This window comes from Pleomorphomonas sp. PLEO, from assembly GCF_041320595.1.
Taxonomy (GTDB): domain Bacteria; phylum Pseudomonadota; class Alphaproteobacteria; order Rhizobiales; family Pleomorphomonadaceae; genus Pleomorphomonas.
In genome coordinates, this window is the sequence record NZ_CP166625.1 from 527,273 (window position 1) to 553,698 (window position 26,426).

Consider the following 26,426-nt stretch of genomic DNA (forward strand, 5'->3'; position numbering starts at 1 on the left):
GGCATCAGCCGCGACTTTGCTTGCCGCCATGCCATTCAGAGCCGTCCCGATCTGGCCCGCTGAAAACGAACTTCAATGTCTAGCCAAAGACGGGCTGCCCGGCCCGCGCCAACGGACCGGGCGAGATGTCAGACGTCGAGGTTGGCGACCGACAGCGCGTTGGCCTGGATGAACTCACGGCGCGGCTCAACCTCGTCGCCCATCAGGCGATCGAAGATGTCGTCGGCCTCGACCGCCTCGTTCACCTGAACCCGCAGCAACGAGCGGGCGTTGGGGTCGAGAGTCGTCTCCCAGAGCTGTTCGGCATTCATTTCGCCGAGGCCCTTGTAACGCTGCATGGCAATGCCCTTGCGCCCCGCGGCGTAGACGGCGTCAAGCAGCGTACGCGGACCATGGACCACGACCTCGCTGTCGCGACGCCGGAGCGCCGCCGCCGCGCCATAGACCGCGGACAGATGCTCGCGATGACCGGAGAGTTTGCGCGCGTCGGCTGACGACAGCAGCGCCGTGTCGATGATGCTCGTCTCGGTGACGCCGCGCACAACGCGATGAAAGGCCAAGCCGCCATCCGGCATCGCTTCGCCGGTCCAGCCCTTCTCGAACTCGTCGGCGATCACATCGAGCCGGGCGGCCACTCTGTCGGCGGCATTCTGCGCTGCCTCGTGATTTTCGAGAAGACGAGCGTCGAGGGCACCGGCGATCGCGGCCTGTTCGACGACGTCATGGCTGTAGCGATGATGCAATCCGTCAATGAGATTGCGCACGGCGCGCGCCCTGTCGACGATGGCCCGAAGATCCTGCCCTGCCCGCGCCTCGCCATCGGCGAGCTTAAATACCGCCTCGTCAAGGCCTTGGGTTACCAGGAAGTCTTCGAGCGCCCGCTCGTCCTTCAGGTATTGCTCGGACTTGCCGCGCGTCACTTTGTAGAGAGGCGGCTGGGCGATGTAGATATGGCCACGCTCCAGAAGCGCCGGCATCTGCCGGAAGAAGAACGTGAGCAGCAGAGTCCGAATGTGGGCGCCGTCGACGTCGGCGTCGGTCATGATGATGATCTTGTGGTAGCGAAGTTTGTTAGCGTCAAACTCGTCCGTACCGATCGAGGTGCCAAGGGCGGTGATCAGCGTGCCGATCTCGGCCGACGACAGCATCTTGTCGAAGCGCGCCCGCTCCACGTTGAGGATCTTGCCCCTGAGAGGCAACACCGCTTGGAACTCGCGGTTGCGGCCCTGCTTGGCCGAGCCACCTGCCGAATCGCCCTCGACGAGGAACAGTTCGGTGTTGACAGGGTCGCGATCCTGGCATTCGGCGAGCTTGCCGGGAAGCGACGCCATGTCGAGCGCGCCCTTGCGGCGGGTCAGCTCACGCGCCTTGCGAGCCGCTTCACGAGCGGCGGCGGCCTCGACGACCTTGCCAATCACGGTGCGCGCCTCGGCCGGATGCTCCTCGAACCAGGTGGAGAAGGCCTCATTGAGAGCCCCCTCGACAACCGGCCGCACTTCCGACGACACCAGCTTGTCCTTGGTCTGGCTGGAGAATTTCGGATCAGGCACTTTCACCGACAGGACGCAGGTCAGACCCTCGCGGCAGTCGTCGCCGGTCATCGTGACCTTCTCGCGCTTGGAGATACCGGTGCTTTCGGCGTAACTGATCACTTGGCGGGTCAGCGCGCCGCGGAAACCGGCAAGATGGGTACCACCGTCGCGCTGAGGGATGTTGTTGGTGAAGCAGAGCACGTTTTCGTGGTAACTATCATTCCACCAAAGCGCGACTTCGACGGTGATGCCGTCCTTCTCGGTCGACACCATGATCGGCTTTGACAGCGCCGGCTTCTTCGAGCGGTCAAGATAGCGCACGAAAGCTTCAAGTCCGCCCTCGTAATGCAGCTCCTCGATGCGCGGCTCGACCCCTCGATTATCCTCGAGGAAGATGCGAACGCCGGAATTGAGGAAGGCCAGTTCGCGCAGGCGCCGTTCCAGCGTCGCAAAATCGAAATCGGTGATGCCCTTGAACGTTTCGTGGCTTGGCATGAAGGTCACTTCGGTGCCCTTCTCGCCAACGGAGGTTCCAGTCACGGCGAGCGGAGCATCGGGCACGCCATCCGAGAAGCTCATCTCGTGCAACAGGTCATGCCGCCAGACCTTGAGCTTCAGCCAAACCGACAGCGCATTGACCACCGACACACCGACGCCGTGCAGACCACCTGACACCTTGTAGGAATTCTGATCGAACTTTCCGCCGGCGTGCAGCTGCGTCATGATGACCTCGGCCGCCGACACACCCTCTTCCTTGTGGATATCGGTGGGGATGCCGCGGCCGTTGTCGCGTACCGTGCAGGAGCCGTCGGCATTGAGGCGCACCGTCACCTTATCGGCGTGGCCGGCCAGCGCCTCGTCGATGGCGTTGTCCACCACCTCGTAGACCATATGGTGCAGGCCCGAACCGTCGTCGGTGTCGCCGATGTACATGCCGGGGCGCTTGCGCACCGCGTCGAGCCCCTTCAGCACCTTGATGGATTCGGCGCCATATTCGTCGGGGTCGTAGGCTGTGGTGTCGGTCATGGAGGCCTTCGTTTCTCGTCTCGGGAACATCCCGCCATATTTCTCATAAAGGCTGGCGGGAACTGCTTCAACCACCCTCGGCAGAGGGCCGAAAGTCGTTATTTTTCAATGGCCTTACTGGGGATTTATTCCAGTAGAACAGCAGTGGCCGCACCATGGCCCCGCAATCGGGTGGAAATGCGGCGAATCAACCTCAGAATTCCCCGGAATCCGGCGCAGGAATATCCGGAATCGCGATGATTTCCGCCTCGCCCAAAAAGTCCTCGAAGGGAGCGGCGTCGGTGCCGGTCATGAAGGCCTGGACGCCGAGCGCGGCAATGAGGTCGACCAGCGCCCTTCGCCGCCGAGCGTCGAGGTGTGCGGCCACCTCGTCGAGCAGCAGAACGGGCGGGCTGCCGGTCAGCTCGGTCACCAGCGCCGCCTGGGCCAGCACCAGACCAGTGAGCAGTGCCTTCTGCTCGCCGGTCGAGGAGGCCGAGGCTGGCATGTCCTTTTCGGCATGGCGAACCGACAGGTCGGAGCGATGAGGACCGACGAGCGTCCGACCGGCCGCCCGATCGCGCGAGCGACCAGCCCGGAGATCGGTCCTCAGCCAGTCCTCGACATCGGCCGCGGCCGCGCCGTCGAGTGCCGTGTCGACGTCACCGGTCAGCTGGACCGTCGCGCGCGGGAAAGCACGGTCGCCATCGGGACGCATCTCGATCAGCCGGGCGAGGCAGTGCACGGTCTCGCGGCGGGCGGCGGCGACGGCGACACCGGTGGCGGCAATTTCCGTTTCGATCGCATCGAGCCAAGCTACGTCGGCCTCGCGCGCCTCCAAAAGGCGATTGCGAGCGGCAACCGCCTGCTCGTAGCCCGAAACGCGCCGGCCGTGCGAGGGATCGACCGCCAGCACCAAGCGGTCGAGGAAGCGCCTGCGATCGCTGGCCGGACCGACGAACAAGCCATCCATGGCCGGGACGAGCCAGATGAGGCGCAAATGATCGGAAAGCCGCTCGCTGCCCTTCTGCGGCTCGCCATCAACCAGGAGCCGCCGACCGGGCTCGCCGGGAACCGCACCGGTGCCGATCCGTACGGCCCCGTAGGCACCCTCGATGTCGGCCAGTACGGAAAAGCCACCGGAGCCATCGAGCCGGACCATCTCCGCGAGCGTCGCCCGGCGGAAGCCACGGCCGGGGGCGAGCAAGGACAACGCCTCGAGCACGTTGGTCTTGCCAACGCCATTCTGGCCGGTGAGCACTACCGATCGGCCCGTGAAATCGAGCGCGAGGTCGGCATGGTTGCGAAAATCGCTGAGGCGAAGGTGGCTGACGCGCACCTTCGCCTCGGGACGGGATTCTGTCATGGCGTTCCAGCGGCGGCGGTCACACCCGCATCGGCATCAGCACATAAAGCGTCGCAACGTCGCCGGCATCCTGGATCAGCGTCGGCGAACCGGCGTCGGCGAGATGGAACAGCGCCGTCTCCGACGTGAGCTGGCCGGCAATATCGAGGAGATAGCGGGCATTAAAGCCGATCTCGAGCGGTGAGTCGGTGTAGTCGACCATCACCTCCTCGGTGGCGGTGCCCGAATCCGGATTGACCACGGTGAGCACCAAGCGCCCCTCGGCGAGCGTCAACTTCACTGCGCGACCACGCTCGGACGAGATGGTGGAAACGCGATCGACAGCCTCGGCGAACTCGGCCTTGTCGACCCGAAGTTCCTTGTCGTTGCCCTGGGGAATCACTCGGCCATAGTCGGGGAAGGTGCCGTCGATCAGCTTGGATGTCAGCACCACGTTACCGACCGTGAGGCGAATCTTGGCATCCGACAATTCAACCTTGAGCTCGGCCTTTGGGTCTTCGATGAGGCGCTGAATCTCACCCACCGTCTTGCGAGGCACGATGATGCCCGGCATGCCTTCGGAACCCTTCGGCGCGGTGATGTCGGCGCGGGCAAGCCGATGGCCGTCGGTGGCGACAGCGCGGAACAGCGGACCGTCGGGACCGTCGACGGTGTGCAGGAAGATGCCGTTCAAATAATAACGTATCTCTTCATTGGAAATGGCAAATTGCGTCCGGTCGATCAGCCGCTTGAGATCGCCAGCTTCCAGCGAGAAGGCGTGGCTGAGTTCGCCGACGGTGATGTCGGGAAAGTCGCTCTCCGGCAGCATCTGCAGGGAAAAGCGCGAACGGCCGGAAGAGATGGTAAGAGTGGCGCCATCAGCCGATCCCTCAAGCGAGACCTGCGACCCCTCGGGCAGCTTGCGCACGATGTCATAGAACATGTGCGCCGGCACCGTGGTCGCACCGGGGCGCTCGACAACGGCCGGGACCGTTTCCTGCGCCTCGAGATCGAGGTCGGTTGCCTTCAGCTTGAGCTGACCGTCGTCGGTCCGAAGCAGCACGTTGGAGAGAATCGGAATGGTGTTCCGACGCTCGACAACGCGGTGGACGTGGGTGAGGGAGGCAAGGAGGTGCGACCGCTCCAGCGTAACGCGCATGGAAAAACCCGTCTGTCGTGGCTGCCACGCCCTGGTCGGCCGCACTGAGCGCGACCGGCGCGGCCACCGGAAAATCTGGCGTTGAGCAGCCGCCAATCAGGCAGAATCTGCCTCATCGAAAACCGGATGCTCCCGTAAACAATCCGAAGCGCTCACCTGTCGACCCGATGTTGCAATCAGGCCTAGCGTTCGCTCTGGACCGATTTCCCCGTCGTCGCCTGAAGGTGACCACGGGGAAGAGCACATTACGGCAACTGCCAATTTCCGCAAGCCGGCAGGCTAGCAGCCAACGTGGTTTTCGTCGGCGTTTTTCGTTTCCGGTTTTGAATCAGGCCTCGAGCATGCGCTTCAAGACTTCGATCTCCTGCGTCAGCGCTTCGTCGGAACTGACCAGCTCTTCGACCTTGCGCACCGCGTGCAGGACGGTGGTGTGATCGCGGCCACCGAAGCGCCGGCCGATCTCAGGAAGCGAGCGCAGCGTCAACGATTTCGCCAGATACATGGCGATTTGGCGCGGCCAAACGATCGACCGGGTCCGGCGCGACGACAGGAGGTCCTGCTTGGAGACGTTGTAGTGCTTGGAAACGACGCGCTGAATATCCTCGATCTTGATGCGGCGCGTGTCGGTGACGCGGATGAGGTCCTTCAGCGTCGTCTCGGCCATGGCGAGCGACAGCGTCAGGCCGGTCAGCTGGTTGTGTCCGGCAAGGCGCGTCACCGCCCCCTCAAGGTCGCGCCCCGACGTGGTGACGTTGCGAACGATGAAATCGATGACGTCGTCGGGAACGGAGAAGCCCGGCATATGCTGGGCGGTGATGGCGATACGACGCTCGACAATCGACCGACGCAACGCAGCGTCGGGAGCGCCGATCTCGATCAGAAGGCCACCGGAGAGGCGTGAACGGACGCGTTCATCCATGGTTTCGAGTTCGACAGGAGGTCGGTCGGCAGCAACGATGACCTGGCGTGCGCCATCGATCAGGGTATTCACCGTGTGGCAGAATTCCTGCTGGATCTGCTTGCCGTGCAGAAACTGCATGTCGTCGATCACCAGGAGATCGATGGTTCGCAGCGCTTCCTTGAAGGCGAGTGCCGACTGGGTCTGCAGCGACTGCACGAAGCGATACATGAAATGCTCGGCCGTCAGATAGAGCACGCGCATTTCCGGATGCTCGGCCTTGAGGTGATGGGTGAGCGCTTGCAGAAGATGCGTCTTGCCCTGGCCGACCGAGGAGTGGATGTAGAGCGGATTGAACTTGACCCCGGAGGCCGGACCGTCGGCAACCTGGCGAGCGGCTGCCAGCGCCAAACGGTTCGAGGCGCCTTCGACAAAATTGTCAAAGATGTAGCGCGGGTCGAGCGGCGACGAAATATCATCGAACAGCCGAGCGGAAGCGGAATCGGCGGCAGGACGGATCGGAGCGGCGACGCGCAACGCTGGTGCGCCCGCCGGGCGAGAAGCTTCCGGTGCGGCAAAACGGGCAGGCGACTCAATCTTGGCCCGCATGGCCGAACGGACAGACACCTCAACCTTGCGGTAAGCGGGCCCCTCGGCCTGCCAGAGCCCGGCGAGCTTGTCGCGATAGTGGGTGGAAATCCAGGTTTTCAGGAAGCGACTCGGCACCGAGAGCCAAACGGTGCCCCCCTCGATTTGCTCGACATTCATGCCGGCAAACCAGCAGGAGAATACCTCTTCGCCGAGATCGGCTTTGAGGCGGCCACGAACGCGCGCCCACGCATCGGCATGATCAACTGCCGCTCCGGCGACGCCGCAGGCTTCCGCTTCCAACATATCTCGGCCTCCATCCAAAAAAGTCTACTCACCAGTCTTCCATTCGCAGAGCGCTTCCGCCGGGAGCACTCTCCACCGGTCATCCGAACGCCGTGTCCGGGCTAACCATCTCGTACTTGCCAACCATGGGGCGACGACTTCTCGAAGCCCCGTGATGCCAGTAGCCCCCGGGTTGCGGGGACAAAGCGCCTGACCTCAGGGGAGGCGCCCATTAAATAATGCCGGCCGAAAAGCCGACATCAATACTCATGACGGACCGGAGCCCGTCATTGGCCGGAGGGTCAACCTCCGGAACTCAGATTGTGGTCAGTGTGACAGGTCTCCCGATCTGCGCGCACCTTGCCGGCCACATGGCCGGTCTGCCCAACGCATCGGTTCAACTCTGGATCCAGGGCAAACCGCTCGCCTTCCAGCCATCGACACAACCCCTGTGCCGATCCGGACCGAGCGCTCCCTCGAAACCGCCTGCCACATTAAAAGCCCGCGTAAATCCGCCGGCCGTTGCCAGGGTCGCCGCAGATCGACTGCGCGCTCCCGACCGGCAAATGAAATAAAGCGGGGCGTCCGCACCAACGCCAAGATCGGCAAGGGCCTCTCCCAGCTCGTCGGCGAAGGCCGGGTTGACGGCCATATCTGGAAAGCGCTGCCACTCGACGAGCAGCACTCGCTTGCCAATGCTCCCAAGGTCAGGAAGACCGACAAAGTTCCATTCAGCCACCGTCCGAACATCGATCAGCACGGCCGAGGGATCAGCGGCAAGCGCCTCCCAAGTCTCGCGCACGCCGACGTCGCCAGCATAGCCCGGATCTTCGTTGAATGATCCCGCACCCAAGATTGCCCCACCACCCCAAAATTCATCAAACAGAAAAGACAAAACAAAACCATGCGCAAAAAGCGCATATATTCTCGATTTGCCTTTCCTGGATTGAGTTGGCTACCTGCCTCGGCCATCGCACCTAAAGAATTACCGACGGCTAGCCCCCTGCTTTAGTTTACTTTCACAAGCGATTGCTTGGCTCGCTCGCTTCAACTGGGCTGACCATACACAGGCCCCAAGGGGGGAGCAAGAGCCGAATCTTCCTATGTCGTTAACCCGGTTTTTACCGGAGAGGACGCTTCCCAAAAGGTGACCGGCGAACCCTAGGGGATTCAAAGATTTGCGCCTTCTGATACGGCCAAACCCTATTTGGTCGTAAGCCGGCCAGCCTACTATTCATTAGCCGCATTTTTGTTTCCGTCGCCGCGGATTCCTCGCCGTCTGGAAACGACGTATGACTAAGCGTTTGTTTTCAAAACAATATTTTTGACACCCGAGTCCACGATGATCAGGGCCGATAGACCAGCCGGCGCGAGCCGGAAAAGCAAAAGGGCCTAGCTAAAAGCCAGGCCCTAATAGACTCGTTTTCACGAATAAGAACTGTTACCGACGCCGTCAGGCGTTAGGTATCAGGCGTCGATGGACTTCAGGCGAGCAGCCAAGCGCGACACTTTGCGCGAAGCCGTGTTCTTGTGAACGATACCCTTGATCGCCGCGCGCATGATCTCCGGCTCGACAGCCTTGAAGGCTTCGGTAGCGGCGGTCTTGTCGCCAGAAGCGACAGCTTCATCGAACTTGCGAACGAAGGACCGCATACGGCTGCGACGAGTCTTGTTCACTTCGGTGCGGGCCGCGATCTTGCGGGTCGCCTTCTTGGCCGACGACGTATTGGCCATACTAAAGCCTTTCTCTCTCCCGGCGATACCGGGACTTGTTGTTGAGCCGCCGCGGCTGCCGGACCCGGCCACACGGACGACATAAAACTTTCAGGCGGCCGACGACCATCGGCCACCGTCCTTGGGGCGGGCTTATAGACGCTGGAACGGCCGCCGTCAACGCCATCAGCGCTGACAGGACGGACAAAAGAAAGTCGAGCGCCCCGCCTGTCTGATCCGCGTCACCGTTCCGCCGCAGCCCGGACGCCGACAGGGCTCGCCCTCGCGATCATAAACGGCGAAGCGATGCTGGAAATAACCCAGAGTACCGTCGGCTTGCATATGGTCGCGCAACGTCGAGCCGCCGGCCTCGATCGCCTCGGCGATAACGGTGCGGATCGCCAGAGCGAGCGTCTCGGCGAGCGCCGGATCGGCGAGCGCGGACGCGGGCCGGCGTGGATCGAGCTCTGCCCGCCAAAGCGCTTCGCAGACGTAGATATTGCCGAGTCCCGTGACAATCCCCTGATCGAGGAGCGCTGCTTTCAGCGGCGTTCGCCGGCCGGCCAGCGCGGCGAGGGTGCCGGCGGAGAACAGGTTGGATGTCGGCTCGATGCCCAGACCAACAAGGCGCGGGTGCCGTTCCATCTCGGCGCGCGGCAAGAGGTCCATGAAGCCAAAGCGCCTGGGATCATTATAGATAATCGCCGTTCCGCCCTGAAGTTCGAAGCGGACATGGTCGTGACGCGTGTCGCGCGAGCGAGCGAGCGCGAAGGCGCCGGGCACGGAACCGGTGGCGGACGCCGCTTCGGGGGTTTCGATCCTGAAGGAGCCGGACATGCCGAGATGGGCGAGCAGCACGTCGTCCCCCTCGATGTCCCAGAGAAGATATTTCGACCGGCGGTTGAGACCAAGGATCCGCCGGCCGGCGAGCCGGTTGGCAAAGCGCTCCGGGAAGGGATAGCGAAGGGCCAAGCGTGCCAGCGTGACGCTCAGAATCGTTGCGCCCTCCAGCACCGGCTGAAGACCGCGGCGTACCGTTTCCACTTCCGGCAGTTCAGGCATTGGCGGTTGGTCTCCTTGGGGCGAGCCGGTTTCGTTCGTCGCTTGCGCAACATAGCGCCCGCCGTTCTCTTCGGCTATGCTCGCCCGAGCGCCGATGGCGCAAGGTTCACGGCAGGACGGGACGGACGATGACGGACAACAGCACTTCCTTCGGCTTTCGTGAGGTCAACGCGAGCGAAAAGCAGGGTCTGGTCGATAGCGTCTTCCATTCGGTGGCCGGTCGCTACGACCTGATGAACGACCTGATGTCGGGTGGTCTGCACCGGCTCTGGAAGGACGCCATGGTCTCCCGCCTTGCCCCGCCGCGCTCCGGGCGGCGGCCGTTCAAAGTACTCGACATGGCGGGTGGCACCGGCGACATTGCCTTCCGCATTGCCGAGCGCTCGAACCGTACCGCCGATATTACCGTCGCCGACATCAATTCCTCGATGCTTGAGGTTGGGCACGAACGCGCCCGGAAGCGCGGCTTCGACAAGCTGGAATTCGTGGAAGCCAATGCCGAAGAACTACCTTGGGCGGATGCCACTTTCGACGCCTATACGATTGCCTTCGGCATCCGCAATGTGCCGAAAATCGACAAGGCGCTTTCCGAGGCCTTCCGCGTACTGAAGCCCGGCGGTCGCTTTCTCTGCCTGGAATTCTCGCGTGTCGATGCGCCGGTCGCTGACAAGGCCTATGATCTTTATTCCTTTCATCTGGTGCCGAAGATCGGTCGAGTGGTCGCCAAGGACGAGGAAAGCTACCGCTATCTCGTCGAATCGATCCGCCGCTTCCCCGACCAGGAACGCTTCAAGGCGATGATCGAGGCGGCCGGCTTCTCCCGCGTCGGCTACACCAACATGACGCTCGGCGTCGTGGCGCTCCACGTCGGCGTCAAGATTTGACGTCCAGCGAGGAAACTGCCTGATGCTCCCCGTCGACCTCGCCCGCCTCGTCCGCGCCGCTTGGGTGCTCGCTCGCGAGGGGGTGATCAACGCGCTGCCTCTACCCGAGCCGCGTCCCTTCGCCGTATCCTCGGCATTGCTCCTTGCCAGAACGATCCGTCGGCGTGGCATTGCCAGCCGGGCCGAGCGACTCTCCATCGCTTTTTCCCGTCTCGGTCCTTCCTACGTCAAGCTCGGTCAGTTCCTCGCCACGCGGCCGGACGTGGTCGGCGCAGCACTTGCCAGCGACCTCGCCCAGCTACAGGACGCCATGCCGGACTTTGGGCTTTCGGGCGCCCGGACGGTCATTGGCGAGAGCTTCGGCCCCGAGGCGGACCGTCTATTCCCCGAACTCGGCGCGCCGATCGCCGCGGCCTCGATCGCCCAGGTTCACAAGGCAGCGGTGACCGGTCGGGATGGTGTTAGCCGCGATGTGGCGGTCAAGGTCCTCCGGCCTGGCATCGACCGACGCATCGCTTCCGACCTCGCCGGCTTTTACCTTGCCGCCCGACTGATCGAAGCGGTGGCGCCGCGCGTTCGCCGCCTCCGGCCGGTCGCCGTCGTCGACACGCTCGCCCGCTCGCTGACGCTGGAAATGGACTTGCGCCTCGAAGCCGCCGCGTTATCGGAAATGGAACAGAACACGGCTGGTGACGAGGATTTCCGCGTGCCGACCGTTGACTGGCGACGCACAAGCCGTTCGGTGCTCACCATGGAGTGGATCGACGGCATCAAGCTGTCGGATGTCGCCGCCATCCGTGCTGCCGGCCACGATCTCCGCAAGCTCGCCGCCACGCTCATGCAATCCTTCCTGAGGCACGCCCTGCGCGACGGCTTCTTTCATGCCGACATGCACCAGGGCAACCTGTTCGTGGACTCGGCCGGACGGATCGTCGCCGTCGATTTCGGCATTGTCGGCCGCCTAGGTCCGCGCGAGCGTCGCTTCCTTGCCGAAATCCTGCACGGCTTCATCACCCGCAATTATCGACGCGTTGCCGAAGTGCATTTCGAGGCCGGCTACGTACCGGCCGAGCAGGAACTGGAAACTTTCGCGCAGGCGCTTCGGGCGGTCGGCGAACCGCTGCACGGCGTACCGGCGTCGGAGATCGCCATGTCGCGGCTGCTCAACCAGCTGTTCGAGACCACCGAACTGTTTGCCATGCAGACGCGGCCTGAGCTGATCCTACTGCAAAAGACGATGGTGGTGGTCGAGGGTGTTGCCCGCAGCCTCGATCCGGAGCTCGACATGTGGAAGGTGTCCGAGCCGGTGGTGAGCGCCTGGATTGCGCGCAATCTCGGTCCGCTCGGCCGGATCGAGACAGCGGTGTCGGCGGCCGGTGATCTTCTTGCCCTCGCTCCGCGCCTGCCGCGCCTTTTCGACGCCATCGAGACACTCGCCGCCCGGACCGAAGCGACCGACAACAGCCGGCATTGGTGGCGCTCGCTCGCCCTGCCGCTCTGGCTCGGGGCGCTGTCGCTCGCGGTGATTGCCGCTTCGAGCCTCGGTTGGATCTGAGACGAGCTAACCGCGGGCGAGCGCGGCGAGCCGATTCTCATCGGTGACGGCGATACGGCGGCGGGCGCTTCGGACGACGCCCTGCCCCTCCCACGCACTCAGCAGTCGGCTCACCGTGTGCAGCGTCGTGCCCGTCATTTCGGCGACGTCCTGACGGGTCAGCGGGAAGTCGATGAGGATACTCCCGTCCGGCTCCTTCCGACCGGCTCGCTGAACAAGGCGTTGCAGCGCATGAGCGACCCGGCGCTCAACCTCTTCGGTCGATAGCTCGCGGATGCGGGTGTGGGCCTCCTGCAGCCGCTCGCCCACCGCCTCGAGAGCGTTGAAGGCGAGCACCGGATTGAGCACCACGAAATCCTGCCATTGCGAGGACATCCAAACCAGGACGATGCTCTCGGTGACCGCCTCGGCGGTCGCAGGATAATCGGTGCGACGGATGGCCTTGGCGATGCCGAACACTTCGCCAGGCAACACGTGCCGAACCACGACCTGCTCGCCCGCCGGCGTAATCTGGAGCACCTTGAGGTGGCCATGCAGCAACAGGAAGAACTCGTCGGCCGGCGCTCCCTGGCTGAACACCGGTTCGCCGGGCTCGACGGTGCGCACCTGCACGGTGGCCAGCACGGCGTCGAGGTTCTCTTCCGTCATGTCACGGAACAGGTCGAAGCCACGGATCAATGATCGGTCGAGCTTGCGGGACGCCATCGGTGAATATCTCCTCTTGCCGTCCGTTATAGCAAAGCCGCCATCGAGTGCCAGCCAGCCCGTCTTGCAAAGCGATTGCAACGGTCCCATCTTGGGAACCCGGTTCCGGGGACGAACCGCTACGGGGAGACAAGGAAGAGCCATGGCCTTTTTCGAGACGTTCCGGAAGCCAGCCGTCCTGCCGACGCCTGAGACGGCGCTGTCGGGCCGTGCCCGGCCGATTGCCACCGCTGAAACCCATTTCGTAAACGGCCGGCCGCTGAAGGGTCCGGTGCCCGAGGGATATGCCGTCGCCACCTTCGCCCTTGGGTGCTTCTGGGGCGCCGAGCGTCTGTTCTGGCGCCTGCCGGGCGTCTACCTGACGTCGGTCGGCTATGCCGGTGGCGTCAGCGAAAACCCGACCTACGAGGAGGTCTGCTCGGGCCGCACTGGTCATGCCGAAGCCGTGGAGGTGGTGTTCGATCCGAACGCTGTCTCCTACGCCGATCTCGTTCGCCTGTTCTTCGAGAGCCACGATCCGACACAGGGTATGCGCCAGGGCAATGACGTTGGCACTCAATACCGCTCGGTGATCTTCGTGCATGACGAGGCGCAGCGCGCCGTGGCCGAGGCAGTTCAGGAAACCTACACTCAGGCCCTCGCCAAAGCCGGACGACCGGCAGCGATCACCACGACGATCGAACCGGCCGGGCCTTATTATTTCGCCGAGGAGTATCACCAACAGTATCTTGCCAAGAACCCGGGCGGCTACTGCGGGCTCGGCGGTACCGGCGTCAGCTGTCCAATGCCCGGCGCCGGAGCGCTATCTTGAGGGGGCGGCCAGACTTGCTGGTGCTATCCGGTTCGACGCGCGGCGGCAGCTACAACGGCCGCCTCGCGGCGTTCACGGCGCGGGAACTGGCATTGCGCGACGCCGACGTGCGGCTTTTATCGCTCGCCGACTATCCGCTGCCCCTCTACGATGGCGATCTTGAGGGGACGCGCGGCGTGCCGGAGCCGGCTCTGAAGCTCGCAGAACTCATGCTCGCCTCGGATGGCGTGTTCATTGCGTCACCGGAATACAATCAGTCGGTGACGCCGCTTCTCAAAAACACCATCGACTGGCTGAGTCGCATCCGGGACGATCGCTACCGCGGTTTATGGACGGACCGCGTCTTTGCCCTCGGAGCGGCCTCGCCCGGTCATTTTGCCGGCATCCGCTCGCTGATGCACCTCCGGCAGATCCTCGAAAATTCCCTTGGTGCCCGGGTGCTCACCCAGCAAGTGGCGGTGCCCTATGCCGACAAAGCCTTCGATGAGCGAGGCAACCTTACCAACGAGAAAGCGGCGGGACAGCTTGAGCGAGTCGTTGCCTCCCTGATCGCAGAGGCGGGGCGGTTTACTTAAATCTCAATCCACCCGCGCGATCACATGAAAGAAGCTGCCGCTCACAGAACCACGCCGCGACCCGTCCGGTGTCGGCGCGCTACCGTGGGCGTCGGCAACTTCGGCAAGCGGAGCGTCGTTACCGATCGTCACGATCGAGGCATAGTGGAACTCATGACCGGTGAGCACGGCGCCAGCCGGCCCCAGCGGTCCGTCGGAGAGCAGTTTCGCCCGGCGGTAGCCAAGATGTAGCCGTCGCTTTTCATAGCTCGTTTCGAGGCCGAGCAAGCCGGCCATCGCATGACGAGTTCCGGCCGCGTCGACGAGCCCCATCCCCAGCACCATGTAGCCACCGCATTCGCCATGCACCGGCCTGTCCGCCGCGAACGCCCTCAGCCCGGCAAGGAAACCGTCCGCCGCCGAGAGAGCGCCGGCCTGGAGTTCGGGATAGCCACCCGGCAGCCAGCAGACGTCGGCCGTGCGGTCGGGCGCCTCGTTCGCCAGTGGTGAAAACGGCAGGATCTCGGCACCGGCCGCCCGCCAGGCGGTGAGATGATGCGGATAGACGAAGCTGAAAGCGGCGTCGCGGGCGAGCGCAATGCGCTGGCCTGGCGGCGGCAGCGGCGCGTCGGTGGTCCTCGTCGAGAGCGCAACGTCGCTGCAAAGATCAATCAGGCGATCAATATCGATGTGCCGCTCAACGAAATCGGCGAGACCGTCGAGGCGTTGACGGAGATCGCTTGTCTCCTCGGCCTGGACAAGGCCGAGATGCCGTTCGGGGAGCTCGATCGTCGTCTCGCGCGGCAGCGCGCCGATTACGGGGAGACCAAGCGCCTCGATGGCCTCGGTACAAAGCCGGCGATGGCGCTCTGAGCCGACGCGGTTGAGCACGACACCAAGGATCGTCAATCTGGGATCAAGAAGCTTGGCGCCGAGCGCCACGGCGGCGGCCGATGTCGACTGCCCCGTCACGTCTAGCACCAGCAGCACCTTGAGGCCGAGAGTGGCGGCAATGTCGGCCGACGATCCCGTATGGCCAGCCACATGACCGACGCCGTCGAAAAGGCCCATCAGCCCTTCGGCCACCAGCAGATCGGCGCCCTCGATCTGGCGAGAGGCAAGGCCGGCCACCTGCTCGGTTGTCATCGCCCAACTGTCGAGGTTGACGCTTGGTCGACCGGCGGCGGCGGCGTGAAAAGCCGGATCGATGTAATCCGGCCCGCATTTGACCGGGGCGACCTTCCGGCCACGCCGGGCAAGCGCTGCCATCAACCCCAGCGACAGCGTCGTCTTGCCGGCGCCGGAGCGCACCGATGCGATCAGAAAGCCCTTCATCGCGCCTCACCTTTCCCCTTGACCCGATAGCAGACAGCGTCGACCTTGTCGCCCGAAAGGATCGGTCGTTTCGATGGCGGACATGGACAAGCAAGCGGACGGCGAAACGCCGCACCTGAGACGCGGCTGGACCACCGGCAGCTGCGCCACAGCCGCGACACGCGCCGCTTTCGAAGGCCTCGTCAGTGGTCACTTTCCCGACCCGGTCGCCGTGACTTTGCCGGGCGGCCAGACGCCGGCTTTCGCGTTGGCGACCACCGCCGTCGGGGATGGCTGGACACGAGCCGGCGTGGTCAAGGATGCCGGCGACGATCCCGACGTCACCCATGGCGCCCTCATTGTCGCGACGGTCCGGCTGGCGGCTTCGGGCGCGGGTCTCGTATTCCGCGCCGGTCCCGGAGTCGGCACCGTCACCCGCCCCGGCCTGCCGCTCGCCGTCGGCGAGCCGGCGATCAATCCGGTGCCCCGTACCATGATCGCGCGGACGCTCGACGAGGCGCGCGCCGCCGTTGGCGGCCCCTCGGACGTCGAAGTAGAGATCTCGGTCGAAAACGGCGAGAAGCTGGCCGAGAGGACGCTCAACGGGCGGCTCGGCATCGTCGGCGGTCTCTCCATTCTCGGCACCACAGGTATCGTGATTCCCTTTTCCTGCGCCGCCTGGATCGCTTCCATCCAGCGCGGCATCGACGTGGCCCGTGCCTCGGGCTTTACCCATGTTGCCGCGTCGACCGGCAACACCTCCGAGCAGGCGGCAAAGGCTCTCTATGATCTCGACGACGTCCAGTTGATCGACATGGGCGACTTCGTCGGCGGAACGCTGAAATACCTCAGGAAGGCGCCGGTGGCGCGTGTGACGTTGGCGCTCGGCTTTGCCAAGGGAGTAAAGCTCGGCCAAGGTCTTCTCGACCTTCATTCCAAGCGCGGATCGGTCGACCTTGCGGCGCTTTCGGCCATCGCCACCGACCTCGGCGCCCCCCCGATCTCGTTCAGGCGGTCACCACTGCCAACACCGCCCTCGAAGCGCTGACGCTTTGTCATGCCGCCGGAGTGCCGATTGCCGAAGCGGTGGCCGAGCGCGGCTTTGCGACGGCTGCCGCGGTCATTGCCGGCAGCGGCACGGAGCTGGAAGTCGTGCTGTTCGACCGGAACGGCGGGCCGCTCGCCGGCACGGGCTTCCGAAAAGTCTAGACCTCGCCCTCCCCGGCTCGGGAATCGCGGCCCCGGAACCGGCGCTGGTAGTCGACCGAATAAAGAGCGCTCGCCCGGAAGTCCTCAGCGCCGAGCACTCGCCCCACCAGAATCAACGCGGTCCGTTCCATCGGCGCGTTCTGGAGCTCGCCGAGAATGGTCGACAGCGTTCCCTTGACGATGCGTTCATCCGGCCAGCTTACCCGGTAGGCGACGGCGACCGGACAATCGGCGCCATAGTGAGGAATGAGTTCCTCGACGATGCGCTCAATGACGTGGATAGACAGGTGGAGCGCGAGCGTGGCGCCGGTGGCGGCAAATGCCGAGAGCTTTTCCTTTTCCGGCATGGCGGAGGCGCGGCCGGACGTGCGCGTCAGCACCAGCGACTGAGCGACTTCCGGCAGCGTCAGTTCGCGGCCGAGCGCCGCCGCCGCCGCTGCGAAGGCCGGCACGCCGGGCGTCACCGTGTAGCGGATACCGTGCTTTTCCAGCAAACGAATCTGCTCGCCGAGGGCGCTCCACACCGAAAGATCACCCGAGTGAAGCCGCGCAACGTCCTGGCCTTCCCGCTCTGCCCTGAGATATTCCGCCTCGATCTCTTCGAGCGACAGCGGCGCCGTGTCGACGATGCGTGCGTTCCCTGGGCAATGGTCGAGAATGGCCAGCGGAATCAGGGAGCCCGCATAAAGGCAGACGGGGCAGGCGGCAATTAAATCGCGGCCGCGCAATGTCAGCAGGTCGGGCGCACCAGGGCCGGCGCCGATGAAATGCACGGTCATTCTAAAATCTCCTCGGCCACGGCGACGCTGACGCCCTCCTCGGCGCGGCGCGTAACGATCAAACGCGCGCGGCCGGCGAAAGCAGCGAGCGCGGCGGCTTCCGCCACCGATGGGACACCAAACCGGGCGAGCGCGGCCGGCGACGGCGTGGCGATGCGATCGGCCATAGCAGCGAGTGCGCCGCGGGAAAGAAAGACAAGCGGCAAGCAGAGGCTTTCGGCCGCTTCATTCAGCCCTGCCTCGCCACGCTTGTCCTCGATGGTGAAAAGACCGACGGCGTGTGGAAGGTCGGGCGTCGCCACCCCGACGACCAGCCGAAGGATCGCCTCGGCCGATGTGCCCTTGCGACAACCGATGCCGATAGCCAGCCGGCCGCTCACGGCTTCACCCAGATCCACTGAACCACCGGCAGCGCCGGCCGTAGTGCGTGGAAAGCCCCGATGCTGTCGAGTCGCGATATTGCGATCTGGGTGAGTTCGCCTCCGAGCCGAGCTTGCAGCGCGAAGACCTCGGCCGTCGTTTCCACCGTCACGGCGTTGATCACCAGGCGGCCGCCAGATTTGAGCCGCCCGAGACAGGCATCGACGACGCCGATATCGCCCGAACCACCGCCGATGAAAATAGCCTGCGGATCGGGAAGACCGCCGAGGCCGGCCGGCGCTTTGGTTTCGACCACCTTAAGATCGGGCACGCCAAACGCCAGCGCGTTGCGTCCGATACGGGCGGCGCGTGTCGTGTTTTCCTCGACGGCAAAGGCACGTAACGAGGGATCGCAGAGCATCCACTCAATGGCAACCGAACCCGAGCCAGCGCCGATGTCCCATAGGGTTTCGCCGCGTGTCGGCTTGAGCGCGGCGACGGTGAGCGCCCTGACCTCGCGCTTGGAGATTTGGCCGTCATGCTCGAACCAATCATCGGGGAGACCGGGCGTGAAGGGAATGACGCGGGCGTCCGATTTGCCCTCTACCTCGACCGCGATGAGATTGAGTGGATCGATGTTTTCGAGATTGAACGTGTCTGCGCTGGCCGAGCGGCGGCGCTCCCTGAGGCCACCCATTGCTTCGAGCACGGTGAGGCGGCTCTTACCAAGCCCCCGCGCCGTCAAAAGCGCCGCGAGCCTTGCTGGCGTCGTATCATCCCAGGACAGAGCGAGCAGGCGGGCACCCGGCTGGACATGTGGCAGGACACGCTCGAGCGCCCTGCCGTGCAGGCTGACGCGAACGACGTCCTGTCCCGGCCAGCCGAGCCGGGCGGCTGCCAGCGCAAAAGCGGAGGGCGCCGGCAGCACGGTCATTTCCCTGGGATCGACGATCTCGGCGAGGAGCGAGCCGACGCCGTAAAAGAAGGGATCACCCGAGGCGAGTACCGCCACCGGGCTGCCACGCCGGGCGAGAATGGCCGGAAAAGCGTCCCGGAGCGGCGACGGCCAGACAAGCGAGATCGCCGGATCGGCCTCGATGAGATCAAGATGGCGACGGCCACCTACGATGAAACCCGCTTGTGCGATTGCCGAAACTGCCGCAGGAGAGAGGCCGTCGAGACCGTCCTCTCCGAGGCCGACGATCGTCAGCCAGGGTGAAAGGGAGGTTTCAGCCATGGGGGACTCCGCGATACCGATGCGCATTCTCGTCCTGGGTGGAACCACCGAGGCCTCGCGCCTCTCCGAACGGCTGCAAAAACGCCAGGATATCTGGGCGCTGCTGTCGCTGGCCGGCCGTACGCATGAGCCAGCCGCCCAGGCGCTCAACACCCGTGTCGGTGGCTTCGGCGGGATCGAGGGGCTTGCAGCCTTTCTTCGCGACCAGCGGATCGACCTGCTGATCGACGCCACTCATCCCTTCGCAGCCCGCATTTCGGCCAACGCGGTGGCGGCCAGCGAGATGACTGGTGTGCCGCTCGTCCGCTACACGCGCGAGCCGTGGAAGCCGGTGCCGGGCGACAACTGGCTCGAGGTACCCGATCTCGACACCGCCTGCGCGGCGCTTGGCCCCGAGCCGAAATGCGTCTTCCTCACCGTCGGCCGGCTGGGCCTGTCCGCCTTCGAAGCGGCGCCGCAGCACCACTATGTCGTCCGATCCATCGACCCGCCGCATGAATTGAACTTGCCGGACTATCGGCTTCTGCTCGAACGGGGACCGTTCGACGAGGAATCGCAAGCCCGGCTGATGCAGGCCGAGCGGGTAGAAATCATGGTCACCAAGAACGCCGGCGGCGACGCCACCTACGGCAAAGTCGCGGCGGCCCGCCGACTGGGCCTTCCGGTGATCATGGTGGCGCCGCCCGAGCCGGTCACCGTCACCACCTATCACGAGCTTGACGATGTGATGGCCGACATCGGGGCGCGACTTGCTCATACCGCCCCCCCCGCGCCTGACGCGGGCTGAGAATCCAAGGTCGTCCGCCTGGCCGGTCGATCAGCCGGCTTTCCGACGAGCCGATGATGACCAGCGTCGCCATGTCGACAATGGAAGGGTCGGCCTCGGCAAGCGTCGTCACGACGATTCGTTCGTCCGGCCGGCCGACGGCGCGGGCAAAAGCGACCGGCGTCGAACCGGTCTTCAGATTTTTCAGGAGATCGAAGGCCTCGAAAATGCGGGTCGGTCGCGCTTTCGAGGCGGGATTGTAGAGGGCGATGACGAAATCGCCGTCGGCAGCGGCGCGCAATCGCCTTTCGACAAGAGACCAAGGCTTCAGGTTGTCGGACAGCGAAATCGCACAGAAATCGTGGCCGAGCGGTGCGCCCAGCCGAGCCGCCGCCGCCTGCATGGCGGAAACACCAGGCATGACCGTGACGGACAGGTGGCGGGCGGCTTCGTCAACCTCCACCGCCTCGACAACAGCCGCCGCCATGGCGAAGACGCCCGGGTCGCCGCCCGAGACCACGGCGACGATGCGGCCGGCGCGGGCAAGATCGATGGCAAAGCGGGCCCGTTCAAGTTCGACACGATTGTCGCTGCCATGCCGCGTCTGGCCCGAACGTTCCGGGCAGCGGGCGAGATAGGGCTCGTAGCCGACGAGATCGGTTGCCCGTTCGAGCGCGGCGCTCACTTCCGGCGTTCGCCAGTGCTCAGGGCCCGGGCCGAGGCCGACCACCAGGATCTCGCCCGTTTGGCTCATGGTCGCCGCCCCTCGCCGCCAATCAGGATCAGGGAGAAATAGGGCGAGGCGTCGTCCGCTTTATCAACGAGCGGTAGGACCACTTCGCCGTCCATCGAGCCGCGCTCAATGTAGATGGCGCGCTGAGCAAGGCCGGCTCGGGTGATCGCTCGCCTGACCTTCGGGAAGTTGGAACCGAGCTTCATGATCACCGCCGCGTCGGCGCCTGCGAGGCGGGCGGCAAGATCGTCTTCATCAAGCGTGCCCGGCAGCACTGCGAGCACATCGTCGCCCCATGTCATCGGCAGCCCCGCCGCCGAGGCGCAGCCGGAGAAGCCGGTGACACCGGGGGTGATCCGCACGGGAAAACGGTCCCTGAGGCGCACATAGAGGTGCATGAAGGAACCATAAAATAGCGGGTCGCCCTCGGCGATCAAAACCACATCGCGACCAGCGGCCAGATGTGTTGCCAGCGCCTCGGCCGCCTCGGCATAAAAGCCACCGACTTCCCGCACATAGAGAGGATCGGAAAAGCTCATCTCGGTGGTGAGCGGGTAGTTAAGCGGCAGTTCCTCGGTCCCCGGCCGCACGTAAGGCTCGACGATGGTGCGGGCGTGGCCGCGCCGACCCTTCTTGGCGAAGTAGGCGAGGACCGGTGCCGATCCGATCAGCCGCGCCGCCCGGACAGTGACAAACTCAGGATCGCCGGGGCCGACCCCAACGCCATGGAGCGTGCCGGGAGAAACCATTGTCGTCATTCGCGATCGCTCGACAGCGCGTTGACGGTGGCAGCGGCCATGGCCGAGCCACCCTTGCGCCCACGCACCACGATATAGGGCACCTGTCCCCAGGCCATCAGCGCTTCTTTGGACTCGGCCGCGCCAACGAAACCGACTGGCATGCCGATCACCACCGCCGGACGGGGAGCACCGGCGTCGAGCATCTCAAAAAGGTGGAAGAGGGCGGTCGGGGCGTTGCCAATGACGACAACGGCGCCCTTCAGGCGATCGCCCCACAGCATCATGGCCGCCGCCGTACGCGTGTTGCCGATGGTGAGCGCCAGCGTCGGGACGCTCGGATCATCGAGAGTGCAGATCACGTCATTGCTGGCCGGCAGGCGAGCGCGGGTGATGCCATTGGCCACCATGCGGGAATCGCAGATCACCGGCGCGCCGGCCTCAAGCGCCGCCTTCGCAGCTGCCACAGCGCCGGGGCCGAAGGCGAGATCGGCGGCCACTTCCACCATGCCGGCGGCATGGATGACGCGCACGGCGACCTTTTCCTCTTCGGGCGGGAAGCGGGCAAGGTCGGCCTCGGCGCGGATGATAGCGAAGGAGCGACGGTAGATTTCCGCGCCGTCGCGAATGTAGTCGTGGGTCATATCTCAATCATCCCGGAACGAAGAAGTGCCTCAGCTGCCTCAGGCGAAAAGCCGGTGAGACGGGCTGGGTCGGTTGGCCTGCCGTCTAGCACGAGGTCGAGGCCGCCGTCACGGCCGACCAATGTTACGGCGTGGGGCGCTGAACTCGCGCAACTCTTTTCGCAACCGGAGACATGCAGCCACGTGCCTTGGGCGTGCGGCTTCAGCATCGCGAGGCGGCGAGCGAGCTCTCGCGTCTCGACGCTCGCCGAGCCGCAAGCAGGCGCACCGGGGCAGGCGGTCACCGCAAGGAGCGGATCACTAGGCCGGGTGACGAAGCCGGCTTCAGCAAGACGCGGCAGAGCATCTGCCGGTACGCCTGGCAACAGGACGGCGCGGAAAGGCGTCAGTCGGAGGTCGGAGGAGGCGATGTCGGCGAGGATAAGAAGTTGATCGGCGATCAGCCGACCAAAGGTCAAGCCAACGCCGACATGAGTTGAAAAAGCGCCGATCATCTGAGCCGAGCCAGAACCGCGGACCGGCGCAAGGCTTTCCGGGACAAGCCCGGCGGCGGCGAAAATGGCTTCGGCGCCAGTCTGGGCAACCAGTGCCGCCATACGGCGCGGCGGCGGATCGATACGCGATACAAGATCGAGAAATGCACCTGCGAGGCGGAGGGCAACCGCCACCGCCTCCTCAGGTTGAACCCTTATCGCCCGACCATCGCCGTCGAGCGAGACTGCCACGCCGTCGCGCACAAACCGCAAGCGCACATCGGCCGGCACCTCAGTGAGGCCGAAACGCCCCCCATCATCAACCGAAAATCCGAACTTGCCGGGCAGCGCGCGAAGGAAATTGTCAGCGACGATCGCCGCCTCTAGCTCTTTGGCCAGCGCGAAGGCATCACCCTCGGCCGTCTCGTCGAGATCAGACAGAGGGGAAGCAGCAACGTTGCGGACGGCCTCGGCGCCGACGTCTTCGTCAAGAAGACCGAGGGCGGCGAGTTCAGTCTCCACGGCGGCGAAATCGCTATCGCGAATGCCGCGAAGCTGCAAACCGCCGCGTCGACCGAGGTCGAGCTCGCCATTCCCATAGCGGGAAGCAACATCGGCAATCGCACGCGCCGTTTCGGATGCAAGACGCCCCCCCGTAACACGCAGGCGCAGGATCAGGCCATCGCCGCTCCGCATGGGACGACGCGCACCGGGGCACCAACCACGAACGAGGGGAGCGTTCATCCGAGGCGCGCCTCCGTGTCGGCAAGGCGGGCGGCCACCGAATTGCGCCGAACAACCCAGGCGCCGCGATCGATCACCTTTCGAAGTCGAAGAAGCGTGTCACGAGCCGCCGCCGGGTTGGCATCGAGCAGAAAATCCCGCACGTGGTCGTCGCCGAAGGTGGCGTCGAACAGCCGGTCGAAATGCCGCCCGTCGACGGCATCTGACAATGCCGCGAAGGCGCAGAGATTGGCGACCGCTTCGCAGATCTCGGCGGCGCCGCGATGGCCATGACGCATCTGGCCGGCGATCCAGCGCGGATTGGCAGCGCGGCCATGGATGACGCGACCGATTTCCTCGCTGAGCGCGCGGACCTTCGGCGCATCGCCGGTGGCGTCGACATGATAGAGCGCCGCCCGACCGCCAAGCGCCTGCGCCGCCGCCGCGAAGCCGCCCTCGTGAGCAGGAAAGGCGTCGTTGGAAAGAACGTCCTGACCATCGAGATCCTGCACGTGGACGAAAGCATCGGCGGCGGCGACGCGCGCCGCGAAACCTGTGGCGTCAGCGGCGTCGCCATCGCCTGTGTAAGCGTGGCCCGAGGCGGCGAGATAGGCATCGGCGAGCACGGTCCGATCGGCGCCAAGATCGTCCGGCGTCATCTCGCCAAGGCCGCTGCCGAATGCGCCTGGGGCTGCACCGTAGATGCGCGCCGGCGCTGCGTCGCCACTGGCCACAAGCGGATTGGTCTCCGCGTCCTCGTCCAGCGCCGCCACCGCCTTTACCGCTTGGTCGAACAGCGCGATCTGTCCGGGGAAAACGTCGCGGAAAAGACCGGAGACGCGCAGCGTCACATCGACACGCGGCCGGCCGAGCCGGGCGGGAGCGAGCACCGTAAACCCGGAGACGCGGCCAGAGGAAGCATCCCAGGTTGGCCGCACGCCCAGCAGAGCCAGTGCTTGGGCGATGTCGTCGCCGCCGGTGCGCATTGAGGCCGAGGCCCAGACGTCAAGCACGATGGATTTCGGCCAGTCGCCATGGTCTTCTGCGTAACGGGCAACCACCTCCTCGGCGGTGCGGGCGCCGATTTCCATGGCGGTACGCGTCGGCACGCCGCGCGGGTCGATAGCATAGAGGTTGCGCCCGGTGGGCAGCACGTCGAGTCGTCTTGGTCCGGGCGCACCCGATGGACCGGGCGCCACGCGCCGGCCATCAAGCGCGGTCAGCAGACCTTCCCGCTCGGCACCGGCCGAGGCGAGGAAAGCGTCGGTCGCCGAAAGATCACCACCGAGAGCCTCCAGATGAGTGGCGACGCGGGCCTCATCCGGCGCCCGGCCGAATACGTGCAAGCCGTCGGTGATGCGCATGTCCTTGACGTCGCAAATCCAGGCATCGAGCCGCGCCAGCTTGTCGGCCGGGTCGAGATCGATGGACAGGCCGGCCGCTTCGGCGATACCGGCTGTTTCGGCCTTGTCGATCAGCACGGCGGCAAGATGCTTGGCCCGCCGTGGATCGAGCGCCTGGGCATTGGCAAATTCATCGACCAGCATCTCGATTTCGGCGATGTCGCCGTACGCGCCGGCGCGGGTCAAGGGCGGCGTCAGGTGGCCGAGGGTTATGGCGGCGATGCGGCGCTTGGCCTGTGCTGCCTCGCCGGGATTGTTGACAATAAAGGGGTAAACGACCGGCAGGCCGTCTGTCAGTACCGTCGGCGCACAGTCGGCGGACAAACCCGCCGCCTTGCCCGGCAGCCATTCGAGCGTGCCGTGGGTGCCGAGATGGATCATGGCGTGGGCGTCGAAGCCGTACCTGAGCCAGAGGTAGAAGGCGGCGTAGGCGTGGCGCGGTGGCAAGTTGGGATCGTGATGGTCGGCCGCGCGACGATCGGGTCGACCACGATCGGGCTGTACGGCAATGACGAGATTGCCGGCAACGATCGCCGCCAAGCGGAAAGCACCCCCGCCGACCGATGGATCGGCCTCCGGCGTGCCCCAGGTGGCCCGCATCGATGCACGCAGCGCCTCCGGTAGCTCAGAAAGCCAGTGGTGGTAATCAGCGAGCGGGATATCGATCGTCGCCTGCCTGCCTTCCAGCGCCGTGATCAACGCCTTCTCGTCTGGCAGCACTCCGACATCGTAGCCGGCAGCGCGGAGATCGTCGGCGACGGCGATGAGCGAAGCCGGCCCGTCAAGTCCGACGGCATAGGCTGTGCGACCGCCCTTGCCGGAATAGTTCGAAAGAATGAGACCGATGCGGCGATCAGCACGCGGCGTTCGCCTCAATCGTGTCCAGCCATCGACGAGCCGAACCAGGCGAGCGATGCCGCCCGAATCCGGTCGGTGGCGGATCGGTGTGTATTCGAGCGCCTCGGCACGGTCGCTTGGCGCCTTGAAGCTGATGACTGGACCGTCCAGGCGACCGTCGACCTCCGGCAAGACGACGCTGATGGCAAGATCGGTGGCCGACAAACCGCGTGAGGAAGCCGTCCATGCCTCGCGCGACAAGGTGGAAAGCGGAGCCTGGATCACGGGCACGTCGGCAGCGTCGAGAAGGGTCGTGCCATCGGTGCGGCGCGCGGAGAAGGCGGTGCAATTGACGATGGCGTCCGGCTTGAAGGTGGCGATGGCCTCGCGGAGTGGACCGGCAACGTCCGGATCCTTGAGCGAGGTGACCCAGACAGGCTGCACCGTGAACCCGGCTGCTGCCAGCGCTTGCGTCGCCGCCTCGATCGGCGCGGCATCGCCGGCATTGACCAGCGCCCGATAGCCAACGACAAGCACCCGTCGGTTGCCAATGTCACCAAGCCTAGGAAAGAGGCCAAAGGCCGGCTGCGGTGCCGGTTCGGCCCATGCCGTGTTGCGTCCCAAACGAGCAGCAATGAAGGCGAGCGCGGCGGCGACATTGTCGGGACCGCCGAAGCTGAACCAGCGCTCCAGGAGATCAAGATTTTCCGCCGGCAACGTCGACGCCTGGGCAAGCCGGGGATCTGGCCGGTCGTCTCCCGGAATCAGCGCAAGCTCTATGCCCTTCGATCGCGCCAGCATGGAGAGTTCGTCAACACCGTAGCGCCAATAGTCGGCGCCGCCGAGCAAACGCACCAGCACGAAGCGGGCCTTCGATGCCACCTTTTCAAGATAGAGATCGACGGAATAGGGGTGGCGCAAGGCGGCGAGCGAAGCCAGCCGAAGGCTCGGCGCGTCGGGACCGAGCCTGCCGTGCACAGCGGCGACGATGCCGAGGTCGCTGTCGGAAAACGACAGCACGACGATCTCGGCCGGCGTCTGGCCAAGATCGACCGCCGCGACGCTATCGTCGAGGGAGCGAATCTGTTCGGCCAGAATGTGCAAGGCGCGCCCTT

22 protein-coding genes and 1 pseudogene are annotated in these 26,426 nt (G+C 64.9%); 6 read left to right on the plus strand and 17 right to left on the minus strand.

Annotated features, from left to right (window positions below; translation table 11 throughout):
- Window positions 1-128: 128 nt before the first annotated feature.
- The 7 genes from gyrB to mutM all read right to left on the minus strand — a co-directional run bounded on the left by gyrB (window position 129) and on the right by mutM (window position 9,587).
- Window positions 129-2,558 (minus strand): DNA topoisomerase (ATP-hydrolyzing) subunit B, encoded by a 2,430-nt coding sequence (gyrB, locus tag AB6N07_RS02225; RefSeq protein ID WP_370676197.1) that lies wholly within the window; start codon window positions 2,556-2,558, stop codon window positions 129-131.
- A gap of 193 nt (window positions 2,559-2,751) precedes the next feature.
- Entirely contained in the window at window positions 2,752-3,903 is a 1,152-nt protein-coding gene (recF, locus tag AB6N07_RS02230) for a DNA replication/repair protein RecF (RefSeq protein ID WP_370676198.1), read from the minus strand.
- A gap of 19 nt (window positions 3,904-3,922) precedes the next feature.
- Window positions 3,923-5,041 (minus strand): DNA polymerase III subunit beta, encoded by a 1,119-nt coding sequence (dnaN, locus tag AB6N07_RS02235; protein WP_370676199.1) that lies wholly within the window; start codon window positions 5,039-5,041, stop codon window positions 3,923-3,925.
- 328 nt (window positions 5,042-5,369) lie between these two features.
- Window positions 5,370-6,833, minus strand: a complete 1,464-nt coding sequence (gene dnaA, locus AB6N07_RS02240; RefSeq protein WP_370676200.1) for a chromosomal replication initiator protein DnaA — start codon at window positions 6,831-6,833, stop codon at window positions 5,370-5,372.
- Between the two features lie 376 nt (window positions 6,834-7,209).
- Window positions 7,210-7,665 (minus strand): rhodanese-like domain-containing protein, encoded by a 456-nt coding sequence (locus tag AB6N07_RS02245; protein WP_370676201.1) that lies wholly within the window; start codon window positions 7,663-7,665, stop codon window positions 7,210-7,212.
- A gap of 614 nt (window positions 7,666-8,279) precedes the next feature.
- Window positions 8,280-8,546, minus strand: a complete 267-nt coding sequence (rpsT, locus tag AB6N07_RS02250; protein WP_370676202.1) for a 30S ribosomal protein S20 — start codon at window positions 8,544-8,546, stop codon at window positions 8,280-8,282.
- 165 nt (window positions 8,547-8,711) lie between these two features.
- Window positions 8,712-9,587: a bifunctional DNA-formamidopyrimidine glycosylase/DNA-(apurinic or apyrimidinic site) lyase gene (mutM, locus tag AB6N07_RS02255; RefSeq protein ID WP_370676203.1), complete on the minus strand. Its 876-nt coding sequence runs from the start codon at window positions 9,585-9,587 to the stop codon at window positions 8,712-8,714.
- 128 nt (window positions 9,588-9,715) lie between these two features.
- On the opposite strand from mutM, the gene ubiE reads away from it, so the two are divergent.
- Both ubiE and ubiB read left to right on the plus strand, forming a co-directional pair.
- Window positions 9,716-10,471, plus strand: coding sequence for a bifunctional demethylmenaquinone methyltransferase/2-methoxy-6-polyprenyl-1,4-benzoquinol methylase UbiE (ubiE, locus tag AB6N07_RS02260; protein ID WP_370676204.1), 756 nt, complete (start codon window positions 9,716-9,718; stop codon window positions 10,469-10,471).
- Between the two features lie 22 nt (window positions 10,472-10,493).
- The gene (ubiB, locus tag AB6N07_RS02265) at window positions 10,494-12,026 is read left to right on the plus strand and encodes a 2-polyprenylphenol 6-hydroxylase (protein WP_370676205.1); all 1,533 of its coding nucleotides are present in this window, start codon (window positions 10,494-10,496) and stop codon (window positions 12,024-12,026) included.
- A gap of 6 nt (window positions 12,027-12,032) precedes the next feature.
- On the opposite strand, the gene AB6N07_RS02270 is transcribed toward ubiB, so the two are convergent.
- Entirely contained in the window at window positions 12,033-12,731 is a 699-nt protein-coding gene (locus AB6N07_RS02270; RefSeq protein WP_370676206.1) for a Crp/Fnr family transcriptional regulator, read from the minus strand.
- A 142-nt stretch (window positions 12,732-12,873) separates the two neighbouring features.
- On the opposite strand from AB6N07_RS02270, the gene msrA reads away from it, so the two are divergent.
- Complete coding sequence (gene msrA / locus AB6N07_RS02275; RefSeq protein WP_370676207.1) at window positions 12,874-13,542, plus strand: peptide-methionine (S)-S-oxide reductase MsrA; 669 nt, start codon at window positions 12,874-12,876, stop codon at window positions 13,540-13,542.
- Window positions 13,539-14,117 carry an NADPH-dependent FMN reductase gene (locus tag AB6N07_RS02280; protein ID WP_370676208.1) on the plus strand — a complete coding sequence of 193 codons (579 nt, stop codon included), beginning with the start codon at window positions 13,539-13,541 and terminating at the stop codon, window positions 14,115-14,117. Before msrA ends, AB6N07_RS02280 begins: the two co-directional genes overlap by 4 nt.
- Before the next feature lie 3 nt (window positions 14,118-14,120).
- Here the strand turns inward: AB6N07_RS02280 and AB6N07_RS02285 are convergent, their stop codons facing one another.
- The gene (locus tag AB6N07_RS02285) at window positions 14,121-15,431 is read right to left on the minus strand and encodes a cobyrinate a,c-diamide synthase (RefSeq protein ID WP_370676209.1); all 1,311 of its coding nucleotides are present in this window, start codon (window positions 15,429-15,431) and stop codon (window positions 14,121-14,123) included.
- An 82-nt stretch (window positions 15,432-15,513) separates the two neighbouring features.
- On the opposite strand from AB6N07_RS02285, the pseudogene AB6N07_RS02290 reads away from it, so the two are divergent.
- Window positions 15,514-16,619, plus strand: a pseudogene (locus AB6N07_RS02290) (cobalt-precorrin-5B (C(1))-methyltransferase).
- On the opposite strand, the gene cobM reads toward AB6N07_RS02290, so the two are convergent.
- Genes cobM through cbiE form a run of 3 tightly spaced genes read right to left on the minus strand, consistent with a single transcriptional unit; the run spans window position 16,616 to window position 18,995 of the window.
- On the minus strand, window positions 16,616-17,398 hold the full coding sequence (gene cobM / locus AB6N07_RS02295; protein WP_370676210.1) for a precorrin-4 C(11)-methyltransferase: 783 nt from the start codon (window positions 17,396-17,398) through the stop codon (window positions 16,616-16,618). The pseudogene AB6N07_RS02290 and the gene cobM overlap by 4 nt on opposite strands.
- Window positions 17,395-17,778, minus strand: coding sequence for a cobalamin biosynthesis protein (locus AB6N07_RS02300; RefSeq protein ID WP_370676211.1), 384 nt, complete (start codon window positions 17,776-17,778; stop codon window positions 17,395-17,397). Before AB6N07_RS02300 ends, cobM begins: the two co-directional genes overlap by 4 nt.
- On the minus strand, window positions 17,775-18,995 hold the full coding sequence (gene cbiE, locus AB6N07_RS02305; RefSeq protein WP_370676212.1) for a precorrin-6y C5,15-methyltransferase (decarboxylating) subunit CbiE: 1,221 nt from the start codon (window positions 18,993-18,995) through the stop codon (window positions 17,775-17,777). Before cbiE ends, AB6N07_RS02300 begins: the two co-directional genes overlap by 4 nt.
- Here cbiE and AB6N07_RS02310 point away from each other — a divergent pair.
- Window positions 18,994-19,782, plus strand: a complete 789-nt coding sequence (locus tag AB6N07_RS02310) for a cobalt-precorrin-6A reductase (RefSeq protein WP_370676213.1) — start codon at window positions 18,994-18,996, stop codon at window positions 19,780-19,782. The genes cbiE and AB6N07_RS02310 overlap by 2 nt on opposite strands.
- On the opposite strand, the gene cobJ is transcribed toward AB6N07_RS02310, so the two are convergent.
- Genes cobJ through cobN form a run of 5 tightly spaced genes read right to left on the minus strand, consistent with a single transcriptional unit; the run spans window position 19,694 to window position 26,415 of the window.
- Window positions 19,694-20,515 carry a precorrin-3B C(17)-methyltransferase gene (gene cobJ / locus AB6N07_RS02315; protein WP_370676214.1) on the minus strand — a complete coding sequence of 274 codons (822 nt, stop codon included), beginning with the start codon at window positions 20,513-20,515 and terminating at the stop codon, window positions 19,694-19,696. The genes AB6N07_RS02310 and cobJ overlap by 89 nt on opposite strands.
- Window positions 20,512-21,252, minus strand: a complete 741-nt coding sequence (locus AB6N07_RS02320; protein WP_370676215.1) for a precorrin-2 C(20)-methyltransferase — start codon at window positions 21,250-21,252, stop codon at window positions 20,512-20,514. Before AB6N07_RS02320 ends, cobJ begins: the two co-directional genes overlap by 4 nt.
- The gene (locus tag AB6N07_RS02325; protein WP_370676216.1) at window positions 21,249-21,875 is read right to left on the minus strand and encodes a precorrin-8X methylmutase; all 627 of its coding nucleotides are present in this window, start codon (window positions 21,873-21,875) and stop codon (window positions 21,249-21,251) included. Before AB6N07_RS02325 ends, AB6N07_RS02320 begins: the two co-directional genes overlap by 4 nt.
- The gene (gene cobG / locus AB6N07_RS02330; protein WP_370676217.1) at window positions 21,872-23,092 is read right to left on the minus strand and encodes a precorrin-3B synthase; all 1,221 of its coding nucleotides are present in this window, start codon (window positions 23,090-23,092) and stop codon (window positions 21,872-21,874) included. Before cobG ends, AB6N07_RS02325 begins: the two co-directional genes overlap by 4 nt.
- Complete coding sequence (gene cobN / locus AB6N07_RS02335; RefSeq protein WP_370676218.1) at window positions 23,089-26,415, minus strand: cobaltochelatase subunit CobN; 3,327 nt, start codon at window positions 26,413-26,415, stop codon at window positions 23,089-23,091. The genes cobG and cobN overlap by 4 nt, the downstream gene beginning before the upstream one ends.
- Window positions 26,416-26,426 lie beyond the last annotated feature (11 nt).